The organism is Rhodopirellula sp. P2 (assembly GCF_028768465.1).
Classification (GTDB): Bacteria; Planctomycetota; Planctomycetia; order Pirellulales; family Pirellulaceae; genus Rhodopirellula.
Genome location: NZ_CP118225.1, coordinates 4,230,424 through 4,251,718, shown reverse-complemented (window position 1 = coordinate 4,251,718; position 21,295 = coordinate 4,230,424). Strand labels below are relative to the sequence as shown.

The window sequence follows — 21,295 nt, the reverse complement described above, 5'->3', positions numbered from 1 at the left end:
CGACGGTTGATCGTCCACTTCAAAACGCCCGAATTCGCCGCTCGGTTGCATCGGATGGTTCAAGTAAGCCGCTAGCGCGGCGGTTTCAAATTGATGGTGGAACGGACGCGTTGCGGATTGCTGGAAGCAACCTTTCAGGAGGAGCTGTTCGCTGGGAACAGCTCAGCAACTCCTCCTGAAAAGGAACACAACATGTCCAATTCTAGCTCAAACAATCCGCAAAATGCACCTGGAGTTCACTTCCCGGAAAGTCTTCGCCTGAGACTCTCCGAAGACTTGCACCTGACCGGCAAGGCCAAGCGAACTCACGATGGCTACATCCGAGCGGTCAGGCAGCTCTCCGATTTCGCCGGTTGCAGTCCCGATCAGGTGACCGAGCAGCATGTGCGGCAGTTCTTCTTGCACCTCAAAAACGAACGCAACTTTGCTTATGGATCGCTCCGGGTGGCCTTCTCAGGCATCAAATTCTTGTTCACGCACACCTGCAAGCGTGACTGGGAAATCATCAAGATGCTCAAGCTCCAAAACATCACCACGTTGCCGGAGGTGCTGACGATCGATCAGGTTCATGAACTGATCGGCTCGGCGACCACGCGGCGAATGTTCGTCTATTTCTGGACCGTCTATTCGCTGGGACTGCGACTCAATGAAGCGCTGCATTTGCAGGTCAGTGACATCGACGCCCAGCGAGGCTGGGTCCATGTCCATCGTGGCAAGGGAGCCAAGGACCGGTATGTCCCGCTGCCGACGACGACCGTTCGACTTCTGCGAAGCTACTGGGCAAGTCACCGGCACCCACGCCTGCTGTTTCCGGCAGATGGCCGAAACCACAGCCTTGCCAAAGACGGCGTCAGTCAAGCGACGACTCCGATGAGCGAAACGGCCGTTCAAGGAGCAATGAAGCAGATCACGAAAAACCTCCGCTTTGGCAAGAAGGTCAGCATTCATACGCTGCGTCATTCCTATGCGACGCACTTGCTCGAAGCGGGCGTGGGGCTGAAGGTGATTCAAAAGTACTTGGGGCATTCGTCGCTGCAGACCACGATGGTGTACCTGCATTTGACTGATACGGCCGAGGCCAACGCTCGTGAAGAAATCGAAAAGTTGTTCGGTAGGCTACCAGGCAGCGGCGAGTAAACCCGCTCTGGCAAATGCCCACGGTTGCGGAGGCTCTTCGGCAATTCGCACCGGCATACCTGCAGCAACACGCCGATTCGATCTCGGTCGCCGAAGATAAAGTTCTTGGCGCGATCACTCGTTGTCGCACCGGTGCACTGGGTGGTGTTCACTACCAGTGCGGCGGTTGCGGAAGCGATCACTGGGTCGGACGTTCGTGTGGCAATCGGCACTGCCCAAACTGCGGTCACGAGAAGACGCAGGCTTGGATTGAAACGCAGTCTGCCAAGCTGATGCCGGTTCATCACTTCTTGGTCACTTTCACGGTGCCCCGGGAGATCGGCTTGGTGCTGCGCGTTCACCAACGTGACGGCTACCGATGCTTGTTCGATGCCAGCAGTCAGAGCATTCGCGATGTGGGCGCGGCAACCAAGAGCCTGAAAGGATGCCAGCTTGGATTCTTCGGCGTGCTGCACACCTGGGGCCGTGACCCGGCGGTCTATCATCCGCACGTTCACTATGTCGTTCCTGGCGGCGGAGTGAAACTGGATGAGCAAGGCAATGCCGAATCATGGCAGAGCACACCGGAGAACTTCTTGTTCCATCACGGCACGCTGATCCGCGTCTACAAAGCGAAGCTGGCCGATGAGCTTCGTGCCGCTGGGCTGTATGACCAAGTCGATCGCGAGACTTGGACGAAAGACTTCGTCGTCGACATCCAGGCGGTCGGGCACGGCGTTCCAACGCTGAAGTACCTGGCACCGTACGTTCATCGAGTCGCGATCAACGACAGCCGGATCATCGATGTCAACTCAGAAACGGTGACGTACCAAATTCGTCGCAAGGGAAACGTGGTTCAGAACAAAGAGGTTGCCGGCGAAGAGTTCGTGGGCGACTTCTTGCAGCACGTGTTGCCGACGAACTTCATGAAGATTCGTCATTACGGGTGGATGAGCGGCAACAGCAAGGTGAAGGTCGAGGAGGTGAAGTGGTTGGTGTGGCTGATGCTTGGCTGGACTTTCTGGCTGGGCAGTGGCTACGCGCCACAGGTTGAACCACTGACCGCACCGATGAAGTGTCGCCTGTGCGGCGGGATCATGCGAGCGATTGAGGTCAGCTACACATCGTTGTCGTCGCAGGGCATCCGTCCCGAGCATGGGCTGACTTACTACGACAGTGGGTAACGCATGAACCGGGGAAGTGAAATGACCGGTCGAATTCGAACGTCTTCAGGAGGGCGAAGGAGGAAGGTATGTCGCGACAGCAATCTCAAGCTCAAAATTAATCGGGCAATGAGCGTCAATCCGCTTCCATCCAACTCGTCGCCAGCGGAACAGGCACAGAGCAAACGGCCGATCAGCAATTCACCTACTTCAAAACCAACCTGCCTCTTCGTTAGAGAACGCAGCCGGGAAGCAATTCCCAAGAGATCCTCAATCAACGCCTCGCCATTTACCCCCGGGCATCTTGAACAGAGGACTTGAGCTTCGGCTAGGCGACGCGTTTTGAACCGCGACGAACGAAGCAACATGAAAGAGAAAGAGACTCAACCGCCGCATCCACGCGAAGTCAAATCCTTATTGGTTATCCCTCACGCCCGGAATTGTACACAGTTGGTGGACGAGAACTAATCCAGTTTCTCTGGCAAGGATGCAGGTAACCAAAACGCAATAGGGACAAAAGTATCAACGGGCCGAAGAGGACGAATGGAAAACTGGCGTACCACTTGGGCTCGATCTGAAGGTAGAGATCACAAAAGCAATAGCAAACAAGCAGCAGCCAAAAAACGCGAAAGATCAAACGCGTCCAGCCAGGCCCGAGGGTGATTGTGAGTCGTGTTGAACACGTCGGACAACTAAATCGAATCGTGTTTAGTACCTTCCAGAGGCTGAGTGTTGTCAGGCACACTGGACATTGATCGCGGTTCCAGTTCCGGTCTCGTTCTGAGCGAGAATCAGATACTGGGGACTCGTATGGATTCGTCAACGTGCCACTCCAGTTGGATAACTTGTTTATCACCTGTTGGACAGGTGGGAATAAGTGGTGAGGTTTATTCTACACGGTTTGCCGGTGGGAATAAGTCGCCTTCCGAGCACTTGTTCTCGTCAGTCGGCGCGGACTTCGTCCACGTGGGTGACTTGTTCTCACCGTGACGCTTCCAGGACGTTGCGTCCTCTGATTGATCTTAACAGTCAATTTGACGGCAGGACTTGAGCCAAAGGACTGCATCCTTTGATACTCGCGAAAGTGTCCAGTGGAATTCCCGTCTTATTCTTGGGGATCCGCACCCGGCTTGCAAGCATTTTTGCACCCGGTGAACAAAAACGCACGCTTTGAGCGGTGGTTTCCGCGAGTTTCCCGCCTAGTTTGTTCACGCACGCGAGACAGTTTTGGTGGCTGACGTGGAGGCGCTGCCTCTGGTTGCGTTGGAGCGTTTTGGAAGAATCTCATTTTTGATCGGCAGGAGGAGGAGATGCTGGGAGGCCTTGCTTAGAACCACGTGAACAACAAGTGACGTAGCAGGTCGGCTGGAATGATCGGGCACAACCATGTGAGCCGTTTGGGCGTTCGCCCCGGTTGCGCGTGAAAACCGTGGCTAACGCCAACGGCTCACATACCCGATGACACCTGCGTACCTGCTTAGCAACGCACGATCAATTAGTGTCGGAGATACTGGGCGTATCTGATAGACTGCTGTGAGTTCAATTCGATCCCCACATGGCGGAGCCACGGATGGCCATCAGTTTACGCGAAGCCGATTCACAGACCGAGCAACGCTTGCGTGATTTTGCAGGAACTTTATCGGAGAAGGATCGCAGGCGATTTGCAGCCATCGAAGCGACACAGCGTGGGCATGGCGGGATCACTTACATCGCCGGTGTGCTTAGGATTTCGACCCGAACGATTGAACGGGGCATCGCGGAACTTGATCACCTGAAGGATGACCCGGCGGCTGGACGCGTACGTCGGCCCGGTGCCGGTCGAAAAAAAAGATCGATTCCGAAACGCCGGAAGAAGCCAACCTGATCGAGTGCCTCGAGTTCCGTACCGCCGGAGACCCCGACGAAGAGGACATCATTTACACCGACTTGTCGCCGCAGGATCTGTCGGAGCGTCTGGCGAAGATGGGAACCCCCGTGGGCAAAGACGCGATCGCTCAGTGGCTCGATGACGCGGGAATCCGTCGACGGCAAATTCGCAAAGACATCCCTGGCGGCGAACATCCCGACCGAGACTGCCAGTTTGAACGCATCGCCGAACTGGTCTCGCAATACGAAACAGCCGGCGAGCCCTGGTTCTCGATCGACACCAAAGCGAAGGAGCATTTGGGGCTTCTGTATCGTAAGGGGCGAGTTCGCGGCAACCGTTCGTTCGAAGCGTTTGATCATGACTTTCCTTCCTGGGCCGATGGCGCTTTGATCCCACACGGGATCTTTGACCCGAAGGCCAATTTGGGGCATATCAACCTGGGACTGTCCCGCGACACAAGCGAATTTGCCTGTGAGTCGTTCAGGCGTTTTTGGAACAAGTTCGGCCACCGACGTTATCCGGACGCGACGTCGATTCTGCTGACTTGTGACGGGGGCGGCAGCAATTCAGCGAGCAAGTACATCTTCAAATACGACCTGGAGCGACTGAGTGATGCGATCGGTTTGCCGATTCGCATTGCTCACTATCCACCGTACTGTTCGAAGTACAACCAGATCGAGCGCCGCTTCTTTCCGCACATCGGACGGGCGTGCAGTGGAATGCTGTTTGATTGTCTCGACACGGCCGTGTCGCTGATGCGCGGGGCGAAGACGAGAACTGGACTGCGAACGACCGTCGCTGTCATCAAACGCGTCTTTGAAACCGGAAGGACTGCCACCCAAGATATGAAAGACAACCTAACAATCGTCTACGATGATCTTCTGCCAAAGTGGAACTATGTCGCAAATCCCAGAACATGACAGTTATTCACCGTGCGTTGCTTAACGGAAGGGCACGAGCCCTCCGGTTCCTCACCGGGCGGCTTGCGCCACACCGCTAAACAGGTCGGCAGGAGTCTTTCGGCATTTGAAATGTCTTGGCAAGCGTGGTTGCTTCCACGTCCAACCGGGGCTAACGCCCAAACGGCTCACATACCCGATGACACCTGCGTTCCTGCTTAGCGGAAGGACGCGAGCCCTCCGGTTCCTCACCGGGCGGCTTGCGCCACACCGCTAACATCGTGACTTGTTGTTTACGCGGCGGGTTGGGAGGGAGGATTCTCAGGCTAACAGCCACTTGGGTTGCAGAACGACGAGGTGAGCGACTTGCTGAGGTGGCAGGTTGGATGACACGAATTGGTTTGACACGGTTCAGGTGCGGGAGTTGAGTTGTGATGGGAACGTTTTCGAAACCGGCGAGTGCCGAACAGAAGCAGCGTTGGGCGAAGATATGGTTCCAAAAGCTTTGCCAATTTCACCGGCGGAAGACGGAACCGGATTGGAAGTTTTCGGCCGATGATGTGATTGCTTTCTTGCGGTCACCTTCCCAACTCACTTGCGACGCGCGGTGGAGCAGGCAGGGATTTTGAAGCATGTGACGAGCCACACGTTTCGCCATTGTTTTGCGACGCATCTGTTGTGGCAGGGGACGGACATTCGCCAGATTCAGCAGTTGCTGGGACACAGCGATGTGAAGACGACGGAGATTTACACGCACGTGCGAAATCCGCATGAGGCGAAGGTGGTCAGTCCGTTGGATCGGTTGATGCGGGACGAGGACTTGGCTGAGGCGGGGTGAGACGGCTGTTTGCAATGACCACGGTGTCGTTTTCAATGGACGGGGGTGTTTGCGTCTGCCCCCCCCTCGCTTCGATCGACCCTCCTGCCAGGAGGGTGAATTGGTTCTTCGGCTGGACGCCTCGCTTTCCGACCCGTTTCGTTTGGACTCGTCGAGTTTGTTGTCGGTTGGGCACTCTTGTCTGACATCTAAAACTCCGACGGGCAAGAGTGTCCATCACAACGCGACGCGTGAGTTTTGAAGTTGCGCTTTTGCAATCTGTATTGTTGGCCAACGGCCTTCGTCATCGTAGCCTGGGGCATCGCCCCAGGGATCGAGATGGAGGGAAATTGGTTGGCCAATGGCCAACATCAACCCACACGTTTTGAATTGAATTTGGCCGTTGGCCAAAATGGGGCCGTGCTTTACTGATCCAAGGGCGATGCCCCTGGCTATGTTGAAAAAGGCCGTTGGCTATTGACGGATAAAGCGCAACTTCAAAGCGCGTGAGCGAAGGACGCCACCCAACTTCTACGACGGCCCCATCCGGGGCGACCGTTTGTTTTTCGGCATCGGTCTCTCGGGGCTTCCGCCCCGAGCTAAGCACGACGGCCCCATCCGGGGCGAAAACCGAGATGCCAGCCACCATTTGTTTTTTGAACGTCTCCAAAGATCCAGTGCCAGGTGGGACCTGGCCTACGAGCGACCGACTTGCTGCGCGGCGGCGTTGAACAGGGGAGTGGCAAGTCCTTTTGCAATTTGCAATTGTCAATTTCACGTTTTCAATGGACGGGGGTGTTGGCGTTCGACCTCCCCTCGCTTCGCTCGACCCTCCTGCCAGGAGGGTGAATTTGTTCTTTTGCTGGACGCTTGCTTGCCGACACGTTCTGTTTGGACTCGTCGAGTTTGTTGTCGGTTGGGCACTCTTGTCTGACATCTAAAACTCCGACGGGCAAGAGTGTCCATCACAACGCGACGCGTGAGTTTTGAAGTTGCGCTTTTGCAATCTGTATTGTTGGCCAACGGCCTTCGTCATCGTAGCCTGGGGCATCGCCCCAGGGATCGAGATGGAGGGAAATTGGTTGGCCAATGGCCAACATCAACCCACACGTTTTGAATTGAATTTGGCCGTTGGCCAAAATGGGGCCGTGCTTTACTGATCCAAGGGCGATGCCCCTGGCTATGTTGAAAAAGGCCGTTGGCTATTGACGGATAAAGCGCAACTTCAAAGCGCGTGAGCGAAGGACGCCACCCAACTTCTACGACGGCCCCATCCGGGGCGACCGTTTGTTTTTCGGCATCGGTCTCTCGGGGCTTCCGCCCCGAGCTAAGCACGACGGCCCCATCCGGGGCGAAAACCGAGATGCCAGCCACCATTTGTTTTTTGAACGTCTCCAAAGATCCAGTGCCAGGTGGGACCTGGCCTACGAGCGACCGACTTGCTGCGCGGCGGCGTTGAACAGGGGAGTGGCAAGTCCTTTTGCAATTTGCAATTGTCAATTTCACTTTTTCAATGGTCTGGGGTGTTGGCGTTCGACCTCCCCTCGCTTCGCTCGACCCTCCTGCCAGGAGGGTGAATTTGTTCTTTGGTTGGACGCGTTGCTTTCCAACCCGTTCGGTTTGGACTCGTCAAGTTTAGCACGTGAGCGGGAGTCATTGGGCTTGATCACGTAGCGGCGTCTCTCCGAGACGCTGTCATTTGCGAGTCTCAGAGAGACTCGCCTACGTGAGGTTTTACCCGATCATTCCTGCCGAGGTGCTTAGGAGAGTGAAATCTTTCTGGGGCTGGGGCAACGATCTTCACCAAGACTTCATCGGACGATTCGGCGATTCACGCTTCTCCCATCGTCGACCGCGGGTTGAATGGGCGTCTGCATCCAAGCTAGATTCAGGGCCGCCATCCTGACCTCCTTCCCTTGGACTGATTTCGCTTTCCGATGAATCAACTGCCCCAGTTCCGATGTGTTTTGTTGTGTCAACTGCTGGCCAGCCTGATGTTGGGTTGGAACGGTCACGCCGATGACACGGATCAGTTGCCGTTGATCCTGGCTCATCGCGGCGGCGCCCATGAGTACGAAGAAAACACCATGGAAGGTTTCCAGGCTTGTTACGAACGAGGCATTCGCGGCTTCGAAACGGACATCCGCATGACCCAGGATGGCGTGTTGGTTCTGTTGCACGACGACAGCCTCGACCGGACTCATGATGCCAGCGGCCCCGTTGAAGAGAAGTTGGCGTCTGAACTGAAGAGCGTGCGAACCAAGAAGGGGCAATCGTTTCTGTTGCTTGAGGATTTCCTGCGGTACTTCCAGGACAAGCCAGGCGTGTACTTGGAACTGGAGATGAAGACCAAGAACAAGGATTTGTACCCCGACGCACGGGTCGCGGAGTATTGCCAGAAGCTGTACGCGTTGGCCAAGCAGTTCAAACCGTCGGGTTCGGACTACCTGTTCACATCCTTTGACGAGCGTCCCCTGGGGGAGATGCGAAAGCTCGATACGGATTGGCCAATTGCGATCATCGCCAGCCAACCGCTGTCCGAAGAGTTCATTGAACGAGCCGAACGTCTGCAAGCCACTCACATCGCCTGCCGAATCACCGGCACCTCACGCGACCTGGTGCAGAAGGCTCAAAAGCTAGGCTACAAAGTCAACGGCTGGCCCGGTCACCGAGTCGAGGATTACTACCTCGCCATTGGATTGGGCCTCGATGTTGCGTGCACCGACATCCCCACCGTGATTCAGACAACCAAAGAGTTGCTGCCAACGGCACCGAAACAGTAGCCATCCCAGATTCGCACTTCCGACAGAGGACTTCACAGAAATCGCTTGCGATATTCGTCGCACAGCACCTCTGATTCGCACCGCCGATGAGCCGAACAAGCGTGTTCGTGCGGACTCACTGCAGCAATGCCCTCAAGAGCAATGCCCTCAATCGATCAGCCGTTTTCCGAGCGGTTTTGGCGGTCGAGTTCATCTTCGTAGGCGAGGTCGATCATTGTGATGACGGAGTTGACGTCAGCGGACTTGGTGGAGAACTTGAATCGACCGGTGAGTTTGATGTCGGGGTCCAGTTCGCTCTTCTCATGCAGTTCCCACATCTCTTCCGCGTAATGCGTTTCCGCTAACTCGGGTGCGTACTGGGCGTAGTACTGCGTGATATTTCGGACATCTCGCTGCAACATGGTCTTGGCGTTGTTGTTGCCCGAGGCGTTGATGACTTGTGGAAAATCGATGATCACCGGACCGCTTTCCTCTTGCAGCACGTTGAACTCGGAGAGATCCCCGTGCACCAATCCGGCACACAGCATCCGCAACACGTACGTCATCATGACGGCGTGTTCTCGGACCGCTTGTTCCGCTGACATCGTGATGTCGTTCAATCGCGGAGCCACTCCGCCTTCCCCGTCGCCGATCAATTCCATCAACAACACGCCATCGAAGAACCCGTAGGACTTGGGGACGCGGACGCCTGCCTGGAAGAGTTTGATCAGGGCGTCGACTTCGGCTCGTTGCCAAACGTCTTCCTGTTGGTCTCGACCGAACTTGGAACGCTTGTCGATCGCTCTCTGCCGACGGCTGTTTCGAATCTTCCGGCCTTCCTGGTACTGCACCGCGTTCTTGAAACTTCGCTTGGCAACGTCCTTGTACACCTTGGCGCAGCGAACCTCGTCACCGCAACGGACCAGGAACACTTGTGCCTCTTTGCCGCTCATCAGGGATCCCAAGACTTGGTCGACGAGCCCGTCTTCGATCAGAGGTTGAATGCGTTTGGGGACTTTCAAAGGACGGCCGATTCAGAAACGAAGTCGCTTCCGCTGGGAAGCAGGAGACGAAAGGGGAGCAAAATGCGTCCCTGATCCTAACATCGCCACCCCAGAACAGCCTCCCTGGTCGGCACAAATTTCTCCTGATGAGCCCGGGAGGGCCGGATTCAGCTGTGCAACCGCTATCATGGGACAACAATTGAAGCCGGGTGGATGTTGTGAAGATGTTCGTATTTTTGATCAGACCGAAACTCTTGACGAGTTTCGCTACGTTTTGAAGGGAACCGATGGGACAACTCAGTGATGTGGGCGAGGCCGATGGCTGGCGATGCTGGCTGTGCGACGAACCGGTTGATCCGGACATGTCGCCGAATGACCCTCGGGGTGCCAGCGTGGACACTCGGATCACCAAGGCCAAAGCCAAGAAGAAAAAGCAGGACAAGGGAAACGTGCCGCCCGAGCGATTGGCTCACAAGAGCTGCAACACCGGCAAAGGCGGGAACGATCCGGTCGTGCCCTGGCCCGACCATTTGATTGTCGTGGACCCGGCACCGATCATCGCTGCCACCGAGCGACTGGAGCGAAAAGGTGGCCGTGAAGCGATGGCTCGCTGTCCTTCGCAGGACGACGCGGACTCCGTCGCTGCCTGGTTGATCGATCGGCTGTCCCGCCTCTCACCAGGGCTGAAGTTGCGTGCGGAGATCGCTTCCACCGGCGGCCAGTACTTGGTCAGCCTGCACACCGCGTAGAAGACAGACGCAACGCGAGGATTCGTTTGGGCAAGCTTCCATCCTGGTACGGATGAAGAAAGACAGAAGCCGGAAGAAAAGTAGCATCCTTGATCCAAACGCCAACATGAAACCTTTCGATCATTTGGTTTCAGCCGGCATCTTGCCTTGCCAAATGGAGACTTCATCCATCCAACCGTCGAAGTTACGGCCCGTTCCTGCACGATGCCCTCCGATCACCAATCCGCCGAACTCGGACGCTGGACCGGGAATTGGCAGGGGATGTTTGGCGATCGGGGCGTCGTTCAGAATCAGCGAGAGCGATTTGGAATCGAAAACCATCACCAAGTGATTCCAACGATCAAGCAAAGCGTCACGATCAATGAAGGTATCAAAACCGCCCTGCGACCTGGCAGTCGGAGCGGCCCCGGTTTCGGAGGCGGGCTGCAACGTGTGCGTGTACATCTGCAAGTTCACCTGATCGGCGTCCTCCGTCGAACGCATCCCCAGTGACAAATGCCAAGCGGATTTTGCAGACTCGGTTCCTTCCGCTGTGCTCTCGATGAGAAAGTGTCGTTCAGACGTGCCGTGTGCTGGCAGGCTGGTCGGTTTGAACCAAAGTGAAACGGTGTGGTGGGTCGAGTTGTCATCCAAAAAACTGCGGGGAACACGCACAAATTGTTCCCGCGAACGGTCGAGTTTCAAAGCACCGCCAGAAACTCCATCCTCGGCAACCACTTGGGCGTCGTTCACGGCGACCGCATCGATGCGGCGTCCGAGAACGGATTGGTTCTTCAAGTCACCGTCGAATGACCAGTGGGCTCTCAATTCAGTGTCCGCTTTGGATGAATCGTCAGCCTTCAACGATGCCAGTGGGATTTTGACTTGACGGTTCACCACGCCATCCGGTTGACGGTACTCAGCCGTCAAAGTGGGTTCGTCTTGTGTCCCATCCGCAGTCAGGGTGAGGAACTGCCATCCTTCCACCAACGACCATTCCAGTGACGGATGGTAAACGTCCAACGTGGTGATCGTGTGGTCGTGTCCTGGTGAAATCACAAAGTCATGCAGGTCATACCCGACACGTTGAGGATGAATCAAATGCCGGGCAACGTGGATGTCACCTCCCAGCAGCACAACACCTTCGATCCTCTCGCTCTCGATCACATCGAACAACGCGTCGCGTTCATACCAATAGGTGAACATGTCATCTGTTTCGCGGTTCTTTTTGTCCTCCCAAATCGCACCTTGAGCGAGGACTTTGAAGGGAGCCTTGGACTCACGCAAACCGGTTAGCAACCATTCCCATTGCTCCGCCCCGAAGCAGGTCGGTTGAGTTGGGTCGACAGGCGAGGGCTCCGTTTGCGAAAAGTAGCGTGGATCGAGAAAGAAGACTTCGATCATGCCTAAGTCGACACGATGGTAAACGCCTTCCTGGCCATTGCCGAACTGCGAATGAGCTCGATAGTTCACGAACCCGCGGCGGGTGTCGACTTTGCCTTCCATCAGATTGTGACCGTTGCCGTTGTTGAGGCCAAAGTCGTGATCGTCCCAAGTGCCAACGGTGGATGTCTTGGCCGATAGAGCAGCCAAGTCGGGCATCTGCAGGAATTCGCGATGCCTGGCCCGCACCTTCTTCAGATCAGTGCTATCGATATAAGGGGTGTCGCCCATCAGGCACACGGTGTCGAGGTCCAGTCCCTGCATTTCTTTCCAAATGCCGTTGGGTTCAATGTCGACACAGGAAACGAAGCCAACGGAAACTCGCTCTCCACGACGAGCCAGATTGGCGGTTCGAAACGAATGCTGGTCGTCGGCTTCCACCAACGTCTCCCCCGTCTTTTCGTTCACAATTTGGTAGTGGTACAGGGTGTCTGGTTGGAGACTCGCGACTTGAAACTTGGCCACGAAGTCATCTTCCTTCCGTCCGACGGCGCTGACTTCCTGGATCACCTCCCCATCCAAGACAACCGACAACTGCAACGACTGTTCGGACTCAGCCGCCCGATACAGCAGATGGGCAGAAGTGCTCTCGACCGCTCCGACCAGCGGACCGACGACGTCGTTGGCTTTCGCCGCATCGCAGTTCGCGAACGTGACCAGCCAAAACGAGCCGAGTAATAAGAATGGATGAAGTTTTGAGAGGTTCATGACGGTGAGAGACGGGGGGTTTTAGGAGGGAGAATTTGGAGCCGGTCGAACGCGGCTTGCCTTCAAGACGCTTCGCATCGTTGCACAGGCAATCACCAAGGCTATCGATCGACCCAAGTTTTGAGGGCGAACTTTTGGAACGGTCCGCTTCGACAAGCGAAATGTTGACACAGGAGCCACCATGCGTCCATTGGTTGGGATGGGCTTCTGCAGCAAGGAGAACTGAGCCCGGAAGCTACATAGCCACACGTGCGAACATCGGTTTGAGTCGCGTGCGAATGGAAACCCGAAGCGTCCGAGCGAAAAACCAATTCGCGTGACTCACGCTTCACTCACGCAATTTGGAGGTGCGTTTTTTGGCAGAATGACCTTGGATTGAAAACCAAAGGCTATCAGACTGTTGATGTAAAACGTTTCCCAAATCGCAGGATCAGCTGAGAGACGCTCAGCAGGTACGCAGGTGTTATCGGGCACAACCATGTGAGCCGTTTGGGCGTTAGCCTGGCCTGCGCGTGAAAACCGTGGCTAACGCCAACGGCTCACATACCCGATGACACCTGCGTACCTGCTCAGCAGTGGAAACCCGACGCGTGAACGAGGAAGCGCTGGACGTGTCTGCTTCATCGCTCACCATCCTGTTGACTTAGTCAGCCGGAACGCGATAGCGTCCGGTTCGTCTCTGGTAACCGTGGGCGATTGCCCAACGGCTGATCGCTCGATCTGCGAGACGTATTCAATCAACAGCCTGTCACGTTTCGGGCTACCAAAGAAGTTGGGCTGCCACGTGGAACGTGGCCTACTCGGTGATTGCAAATTGCAATGAGTTTTCCCGAAGCTCTCGTGCCTCGCTGACGCTTCGGGTTTCCATGAGGCGGACGACAGTCACTCCACAATCATCTCGCCGTTCATCACCATCCAGTGGCCTGGGAACGTGCACAGGAAGGGATACCGTCCCGGCTTCGATGGGGCACGGAAGTAAACGGTTTGTGCTTCCCCAGGTCCAACCACATCCGTCGCGACCAAGACCTCTTCCGTCTCGGGGATGTAGTGGCGGGCGAAGGCTTGCGGATCGGCAATCAATTGGTTGGCGAGTTCACCGACTTTTTGCAATGCCCCCGGACGGACCAACGCCCAGTTGTGAGGCACCACATCCGGGTTCACCAAGGTGAGCGCCACGGGCTCGCCGGCTCGGACGCGAATGGTTTTGGTTTGGTACGTCAGGTTCGTTCCCGTCTTCAATTCGATCGAACGCGCGTTCGGAATTGGATCCTTCCACGGATTGGGCACCTGGATGGCGTTTCGCGCCAAATCACTCAACAGAGGATGCGCGGCGATCGTCTTTTCAACCGGCTGATAACCAGGAAATTCTTTGAACGCCGTGTCCAGTCGATGAACTGTGACGATCAGGTCGTGGCCTGATTCAGTCGGGCCGCTGGTCAAGCATTGGCCGTCCGCGTTGACATTCAATCGCAGGTGCAATTGATTGACAGGTTGCAGGTCGGGGATCTCCAAGAAAACCGATCGCGAATCGGACAAGACATGCGCCGAGACAATCGCCAAGGGATCGTGTCCGGCAACCCCAGGGTGCATCGGGGAGTACTCCGGCGATCCATACGCTCCGCTGTATCGATAGTTCCAACACTGAGCGAAGTGGCTCTTCGGGTCGCCGGCAATGCTGGGGTCAACAGGCTCCGCGAATGTGATCCGCACGCCGTTTTCGTGCACGTGAAAACCGGTGGGAACCTGATACGTTTGCCCTGTGAAACGAACTCGTTGAAAGCTGCCCTCTTCCGGCACGTAGGCTCCCCAACCTTGCGAACCCGATACATACAAGTGTTGATCGACTGGCGAAAACCGGCCTCGGTGTGCTCCCGATAGAAAGTCCCCCGCCATCGGAATCACGGCCCCCTGTGTTTTTCCGTCGACTTCGTCTCGCAACACGGTGAACCACGTCCCCGTCCCAAACGAGAAGTGCAGCAATTGTTTCTGCAGAGGCCCCCACACGCCCGGTGGCACCACCGTTTGTCCACCACTGGAATTGTCGAGGCCACGGGGCAAGTACACCAATGGCAGTGACGGTGGCTGGTTCCCTTGCGGACCGCGGTACCCGTAGTGCGGTGGTGAATTGCCCGTCGCCCCATCGAATGAACTCGGGACAGCGCAGATCATCGAAGCGGGCGTCCAGCCGCCTTCGCTGCAGGGCACCGTCAACGTTCCATCGGGAAGCATCCCCAGTCCGTCGGGGTTACGGAATCCGGTGGCAATGACCTCCGCTTGGCTGCCGTCGGCCGAAATTCGAACGAGACCTTGGTTACCGGACGCGGTGTAGAAATTCCCTTGCCGATCACGCTGCAACCCACAAATGAAATCATGTCCGGCGGGCGAGGTTTGAAAGGCATTGCTGAAACACTCGTAGAAATCCGCCTCGCCGTCACCGTTGATGTCTGTCAAACGAGTCAACTGGTCACGACACTGCACATAGATTCCATCGTTGGCAACGACCATCCCCAACGGTTGATGCAACCCGGATGCAAAACGTCGCCAAGTGGCCACCCCCGGTTGATCCGCCGGGGCTTGCAATCCACTGACGTGCCACACGTCTCCCTGCATTGTGCAGACCAAAGCACTGCCATCAGGCAGGAAATCATGCCCGGTGCAGAACAGCAACGCCTTCCAGGGATTGTCATGTGGGAGCTCAATCGTGTCGATTGCAAAGGGTTCGCCAGAACCCGGAACGATTTGCGTCCGGGTTGTTTGTGGCCACTGTGCTGGGCCGCCTGTCAAAGCGTCACGCAGCGGATGTTCGTTGGCGGGCAATCGGTCGACGACCAAGCGTCCCCCTTCCATTCGCGGTGAGTCCAAGTATTCGGTCTCGCCGATGCGGTACGAGAACATCACGCGGTCACCCAACCGATAAAAACCGTGATACCGCCAAGGCTCGTCGGGGGCCAGACTCGACGGGACAGGGATCGGACGGCCTTGCATTTTCAATCCGCTGACAAAGCCGTGACGGACCGAAGACAATGAAACGAAGCCACCCTCCCAGGCTGCTTCATACGTCAACGTGTCCGGGTTGAAGCAAACCGAATGTTCACCGGGGCCGCCCAACTGCACACAAACACCGCGGGACACGGTTTTCCCATTGCCACGAAACACGCCGGCCAACACCGATCCCTGGATCGTTTGCTGCCATCGGTCACTGGCCCAGGTTTCCTCGGTTTGATTGCCCCAGTGTCCGTGCTGCCCACCATCGAGCCCTGGGTAGGGCGACAACAACATCGGCAGCGAATCCTGGTTCCGAAAATGCTCCGCTTGCTTGGTGTAGAAGTCATAGATGCGGTCACGGTTCACCTGATGTTTCGCATGCTGCCAGCGATTCGGGCTGAGAGGTTCGAGGTCCAGCGGGAACGAGACAGGACCATGGGCCTGAGATTGTGCCAGCACGTGCTCCAGTTCCTGCGACAGCGCTCGCTGCTCATGGCTGACTTCGGCCAGAAAACGAATCAAATCCCGTTGCTGCTGGCGTGTCATCGCAGCGGCCAATCCCGCCGGCATCGGTGTGCTGCCCGCGATTTCGTCGACGATGTCTTCTGCATCGATCACGAATTCCTTTCCGGAGGCAGGATCACGCAACGTCACTGAGTTTTCGTCTGACTGCACGCGATAACCAGTGAGCACCTGGCCATCCTCGGTCAGAACTTTCCAGCTCACATATTCCGGTGCGATCTCACGATCCGGCCACAGCACGGATTCCACCAAGTGGGACAATTCGCGTTTGTTTTCCATCGCGGACAACCGGGGGCCGATCGTTCCGCCATGGGAACCGACCTGGTGACACGACAAACACGCGGTCTGCGCGCTGGCAAACACGCGTGCACCCCGCAACGTATCCCCCTGCTGCATTGCTTCGCTGGCCAACGCCTGGATCAAGCTGGGATCATAGGGAAGTGCCGCCGTCGGAGGAGTCCCGTTATGGGAATCCGCTTCCGCAGCAGGCTGGACCTCAATCGCCGACTTCCCAACAAACCGAATCTTCTCACGCTCAGGATCCAGTTCCCACAGCCCGAGCGTGTCGTCCTCCACCGAAACCTGCTTCACCGCAGACGACGGGATCGGTCGCACACCGCGGGAGACGCGCACCCACTCAATCAAGCCGTTGAAGTGGAATGAACGCTGCACCAAGCGTCCAATCCCCAAGCCTCCATCAATGCCTCGGCCGCGAATGGGAGAAATGTTTTGATCGGCGACCTGCTTGCCATCGACAAACAGACGCACCCGCGCAGGTTCATAGATCATCGACAAGGTGTGAGGCTTGCCGTCGGTGACCACCGCTTCACTGCGCACATGATCCGGTTGCCGGCCCGGCAAATAAGCCGTCAGCGTTCCACTGTTGGCCATGCTGAACAGTTCCCAGTGCTTGGCCGACCGCTTGGTATCGCTGCTGACGAGGATGTTGTAGCCAGCCGCTGAATTCAATGTCGCTCGACATTCCACCGTGATGGGAGGGCGTCGATACTTTGGCGAGCCTGGGAACAGCCCGCTGATGCTGGGCGTCGCGGGCTGAGTCGACTGCACGCGGGCAGACGCGGGTGGCACCGGTGTCTTCGGTTTCGCTCCCCCGCTGCCTGGTTGCTTCAGTTCCTCGCGAAGCCAACGTAGCCCTTCGATGTTCTCCTGCAGAGAATCTTTGGCATCCAGTTCCGAGCGATGATCGAGGATTCCGATGGGTCCCTCGTATCCGCTTTCCGCCACGACGCGAATCATTTCCTGTTCGTGACTGCCTTTGCTGAGCCCCAAGATCTTTGGATTCGCACTGTCATTCATTCCGTTCAGATTGAGACAGTGCAGATATGGCAACATCAACTCGAATGATTCTTTCCAATCGTCGATGTGTTCGTGCCCGTGGTGCAGGTTGTACGTGATCCCGACGTGATGGAATCCCTGCTCTCGCAACAGGCGACAGATGCCGACCAGGCTTTCCGGTTCACCAGCCCAGCCGCCGTGGTTGTAAAGCGACAACTTGCATCCCAATCGCTGAGTTTCCTGAGCGGCGGAGACCATCTGCTTGGCAGCTTGTTGGAGTTTTTCCTCCTGCGTGCCTTCGCGTGGATTGGGCGGCATCATCCAAATCTGCGGATGCAGGTCGTACTTCTCAAACAACCGATAGGCCTCGGGATGTCCGCCCCAAAATGCAAAGAACTCGATGCCGTGCTTGCGGTACTCGAGAATTTCCTGTTCGAAGCTCGGCACATGCTCGGCTCGCCAGTCGTAGGCACAGCGGCGGATGCCAAGATCGCCCAGCATCTGAGCTCGCTCCGCCGGAGTTCGCTTGGCTGCGTCAAAGGGGACGATGCACCACGCCACCAAGTTCTCTTGTTCCAGAACGCCCAGTGATGCGCTTTCAGACGCTGTTGCGCCAGGCGAGGGTGCCTCAGGCGACTGCGCGAACACTGGAACGGTCAGCATGACGAACAACGTCAGCATCGAACGACAAATCAAGGTGGGCATGGAGAATGCTTCAGGAGGGAGTGCGTTCAACACCGTTCGAACCAGAACGTGGAACCATCGAGGCAGGGAGGCCCAGTATATCAGCCGCTTCGCCCCCTGCGCGGGCGGCCATTGGCTGCGTCCCATCACCATCTCGCAGCGGGACGAAGAGACTAAAAGTGGCTAAGCAGGTACGCAGGAATGATTGGGTTTCATCTTGTGAGCCGTTTGGCGTTAGCCACGGTTTTGCGTGGGAACCGTGGCTAACGCCAAACGGCTCACATACTCGATGACACCTGCGTGCCTGCTTAGCATAGAACGCCAACCACAATCCCACCGGAAAACGAGCGTCCCCCCAAACACGGCGGGATCCGGAACGGGAAGGTGGGATTCAGATGTTTGTCGGTGGCGGGATCGTTTACCGACGGCGACCGTCTTGAATCCCTAACCGGATGAAGATTCTCGCAACCATCGTGCTTCGCAACACCAAACTCTTAGCCGTCCAGGGCAAGGGCAAACAAAATCGGCTTGCTGATTTAGTCGTGGATTCCGGAACAACAATCAGCCGCCGTGCGCTAGCACTCGGTTGACGGTGCTGAACCGGACGCGAACGCGTGGCGGCTGATTAAATCAACACGCCGAAATGCTTCGTGTTCGATGAGTGAAGATTCGTGTTCCGCGAAAACAGGCGATTCTGGAAACACTGCTCTTCACTCGTCGCACACCAACCGTGACTGCGATCTTAGTTCGAAAGTCGGTCTTCCATTTCTCCGATCCTGATTGTCGTTTTCAACACGGCATCGGGGTTCAGAGAGATGCTGTCGATGCCTTGTTCGACCAAGAACTCAGCCAACTCGGGGTAGTCACTGGGACCTTGCCCACAGATGCCAATCTTGCGTCCCATCCGCTTGGCGGTCTGGATCGCTGATTCAATGGTCGCCAACACCGCAGGGTCCCGTTCATTGAAGATGTGGGCCACGATTTCGGAATCGCGATCGACCCCCAACGTCAACTGAGTCAAATCATTGGAACCGATGGAGAAGCCATCAAAGATTTCGGCAAACGCCTCGGCCTGAATCACGTTGCTGGGGATCTCACACATCACGTAGATCTCCAATCCGTTGTCCCCACGCACCAGGCCTTGCCCGGCCATCACTTCCTGAACGCGTTTGCCTTCTTCGACGGTGCGGCAAAACGGAATCATCAGCTTGACGTTCGTCAGCCCCATTTCGTCGCGAACCTTCTTCATGGCCCGACACTCCAGGGTGAACGCGTCACGATAGCGTTCGTTGTAGTAACGGGACGCGCCGCGGAACCCAAGCATTGGGTTTTCTTCAATCGGCTCAAACTGGCGTCCACCGACAAGATTGGCGTATTCGTTCGTCTTGAAATCGCTCATTCGAACGATCACGTCTTTGGGGTAGAACGCGGCAGCAATCATTCCCACTCCCTCGGCGAGGCGATCGACAAAGAACTGCGGTTTATCTGAATACGCGGCCGTCAGTCGTTCGATTTCGGTGCGAGCCGCGGAGTCCTCCAGCTGATCGAATTTCAGCAGTGCCAGCGGGTGCACCTTGATGTGATTGTTGATGATGAATTCCATTCGTGCCAAACCAACGCCATCGTTTGGAATGAAGGAGAGCGAGAATGCCTCATCGGGATTCGCCAGGATCATCATGACCTTGGTTCGGGGACGTTTGCGTTCGTCCAGTTGAGTCTTTTCCACGTCGAAGGGAAGCAGCCCGTCGTAAACAACGCCGGAGTCTCCTTCGGCACATGACACCGTGACTTCTTGCCCATCGTGCAACAGTTCGGTGCCGCGAAGAGTCCCTACAATCGCGGGCAACCCGAGTTCCCGGCTGACGATCGCGGCATGACATGTCCGGCCACCACGGTCGGTCACGATCCCGGCCGCCTTCTTCATGATCGGCTCCCAATCCGGGTCCGTCTTTTCCGTCACCAGCACCTCGCCTTCCTGGAACTCAGCCAAGCGACTGGCGTCCGCGATCACTCGAACCTTCCCCTGCCCGATACGTGATCCCACGGCACCACCGCTCACGATGACCGGTCCGGTGCCACGCAAATGGTACGTTTCCAGAGTCAGCATCGAACGTTGCGACTGAACAGTTTCCGGACGCGCCTGGACGATGAACAGTTGGCCTGTGTTTCCGTCCTTTGCCCATTCCATGTCCATCGGACATGGGTGTCCCTTCTTCTCGCTGTAGTGGTCTTCGATCTGACAGGCCCAGCGTGCCAACGTCAGGATATCGTCGTCGCTGACTGCAAATTGAGTTCGTTCCTTCGCGGGAACCGGAATGTTTTTGGTGAGCTTGCTGCCGCCAATGTCATAGACCATCTTGATTTCCTTGGTCCCAACGGACTTCTTCAAGATGGGCCGACTTCCCGTTCGCAGGGTCGGTTTGAAAACGTAATACTCGTCTGGGTTGACAGCGCCTTGGACAACGTTTTCGCCCAGTCCATAGGCTGCATTGATCAGCACCGCATCCCGAAACCCACTCTCGGTATCGAGCGAAAACATCACGCCGGACGTTCCAATGTCCGAGCGGACCATGACCTGCACACCAACCGACAAAGCAATTTGGTGATGATCGAATCCTTTGTCGACCCGATAGGAGATCGCACGGTCAGTGAACAGCGACGCGAAGCAACGCCGACAGGCATCCAACAACGCCGTCTCACCTCGAACATTCAAATACGTTTCCTGCTGCCCGGCGAAGCTGGCGTCCGGAAGGTCTTCCGCGGTCGCACTGCTACGAACGGCCACATCAATCGGCTCCCCTCGTTCCAAGCTGAGTTCACGATAGGCTTTGCAAATTGCGTCTTTGAATTCGCGGGGAAACTCTGCGCTCAAAATCAGCTCGCGGACCTGATGCCCACGTTGCCGCAGGTTCCCAATGTCACCAGAATCCAAATCCGCTAGAACCTGCGAGATCTTCTCGTCCAAGCCGGAAACTTGGAGGAAGTTTCGATAGGCCGCCGCCGTGGTTGCAAACCCATTGGGAATCTGAACACCATCCGGCGTCAGTTCACGATACATCTCTCCCAACGAAGCATTCTTGCCGCCAACACTCGGGACATCGTCAATCCCGATTTGGTCGAACCAACGAACAAGATCAACGGCGGATGCGATAGCGGACATCGAAGTCTCCTGGTGACAGATTGATTCAAGCGTTCAATCCATCCCCAGGCAAAGGATGTACCAACGCTGGAATCGGCACCAAGCGACCGAAAACTGAGCGAAGTCGCACATAGGTCGATGTTTGTCACGGTCATTCTGACC

General features: G+C 56.4%; 11 protein-coding genes and 1 pseudogene. 8 read left to right on the top strand and 4 right to left on the bottom strand.

Annotated features, from left to right (window positions below; translation table 11 throughout):
- The first annotated feature begins 96 nt into the window (after window positions 1-96).
- The 6 genes and pseudogenes from PSR62_RS14960 to PSR62_RS14935 all read left to right on the top strand — a co-directional run bounded on the left by PSR62_RS14960 (window position 97) and on the right by PSR62_RS14935 (window position 8,645).
- The gene (locus PSR62_RS14960) at window positions 97-1,137 is read left to right on the top strand and encodes a tyrosine-type recombinase/integrase (protein ID WP_338020202.1); all 1,041 of its coding nucleotides are present in this window, start codon (window positions 97-99) and stop codon (window positions 1,135-1,137) included.
- A 14-nt stretch (window positions 1,138-1,151) separates the two neighbouring features.
- Window positions 1,152-2,300 carry an IS91 family transposase gene (locus PSR62_RS14955; RefSeq protein WP_274403800.1) on the top strand — a complete coding sequence of 383 codons (1,149 nt, stop codon included), beginning with the start codon at window positions 1,152-1,154 and terminating at the stop codon, window positions 2,298-2,300.
- A 1,549-nt stretch (window positions 2,301-3,849) separates the two neighbouring features.
- Window positions 3,850-4,143, top strand: coding sequence for a hypothetical protein (locus PSR62_RS14950; RefSeq protein ID WP_008671553.1), 294 nt, complete (start codon window positions 3,850-3,852; stop codon window positions 4,141-4,143).
- Window positions 4,110-5,066 carry an ISAzo13 family transposase gene (locus PSR62_RS14945; RefSeq protein WP_338020201.1) on the top strand — a complete coding sequence of 319 codons (957 nt, stop codon included), beginning with the start codon at window positions 4,110-4,112 and terminating at the stop codon, window positions 5,064-5,066. The genes PSR62_RS14950 and PSR62_RS14945 overlap by 34 nt, the downstream gene beginning before the upstream one ends.
- A gap of 571 nt (window positions 5,067-5,637) precedes the next feature.
- Window positions 5,638-5,883: pseudogene (locus tag PSR62_RS14940) on the top strand (tyrosine-type recombinase/integrase); the annotation flags it as partial.
- Window positions 5,884-7,799: 1,916 nt separating this feature from the next.
- Window positions 7,800-8,645 (top strand): glycerophosphodiester phosphodiesterase, encoded by an 846-nt coding sequence (locus tag PSR62_RS14935; protein WP_274403799.1) that lies wholly within the window; start codon window positions 7,800-7,802, stop codon window positions 8,643-8,645.
- A gap of 155 nt (window positions 8,646-8,800) precedes the next feature.
- On the opposite strand, the gene PSR62_RS14930 is transcribed toward PSR62_RS14935, so the two are convergent.
- The gene (locus tag PSR62_RS14930; protein WP_274403798.1) at window positions 8,801-9,646 is read right to left on the bottom strand and encodes a PA4780 family RIO1-like protein kinase; all 846 of its coding nucleotides are present in this window, start codon (window positions 9,644-9,646) and stop codon (window positions 8,801-8,803) included.
- Window positions 9,647-9,915: 269 nt separating this feature from the next.
- Here PSR62_RS14930 and PSR62_RS14925 point away from each other — a divergent pair, with 269 nt between their 5' ends.
- A complete protein-coding gene (locus tag PSR62_RS14925) occupies window positions 9,916-10,377 on the top strand; it encodes a hypothetical protein (protein WP_274403797.1) in 462 nt (153 codons plus the stop codon).
- Between the two features lie 120 nt (window positions 10,378-10,497).
- Here the strand turns inward: PSR62_RS14925 and PSR62_RS14920 are convergent, their stop codons facing one another.
- Both PSR62_RS14920 and PSR62_RS14915 read right to left on the bottom strand, forming a co-directional pair.
- Window positions 10,498-12,507 carry an alkaline phosphatase D family protein gene (locus tag PSR62_RS14920; RefSeq protein ID WP_274403796.1) on the bottom strand — a complete coding sequence of 670 codons (2,010 nt, stop codon included), beginning with the start codon at window positions 12,505-12,507 and terminating at the stop codon, window positions 10,498-10,500.
- Between the two features lie 882 nt (window positions 12,508-13,389).
- Window positions 13,390-18,015, bottom strand: coding sequence for a DUF6797 domain-containing protein (locus tag PSR62_RS14915; RefSeq protein ID WP_274403795.1), 4,626 nt, complete (start codon window positions 18,013-18,015; stop codon window positions 13,390-13,392).
- Window positions 18,016-18,446: 431 nt separating this feature from the next.
- On the opposite strand from PSR62_RS14915, the gene PSR62_RS14910 reads away from it, so the two are divergent.
- On the top strand, window positions 18,447-18,584 hold the full coding sequence (locus PSR62_RS14910; protein ID WP_274403794.1) for a hypothetical protein: 138 nt from the start codon (window positions 18,447-18,449) through the stop codon (window positions 18,582-18,584).
- 152 nt (window positions 18,585-18,736) lie between these two features.
- On the opposite strand, the gene ppsA is transcribed toward PSR62_RS14910, so the two are convergent.
- Window positions 18,737-21,154, bottom strand: a complete 2,418-nt coding sequence (gene ppsA / locus PSR62_RS14905) for a phosphoenolpyruvate synthase (RefSeq protein ID WP_274403793.1) — start codon at window positions 21,152-21,154, stop codon at window positions 18,737-18,739.
- Between the last annotated feature and the right edge of the window lie 141 nt (window positions 21,155-21,295).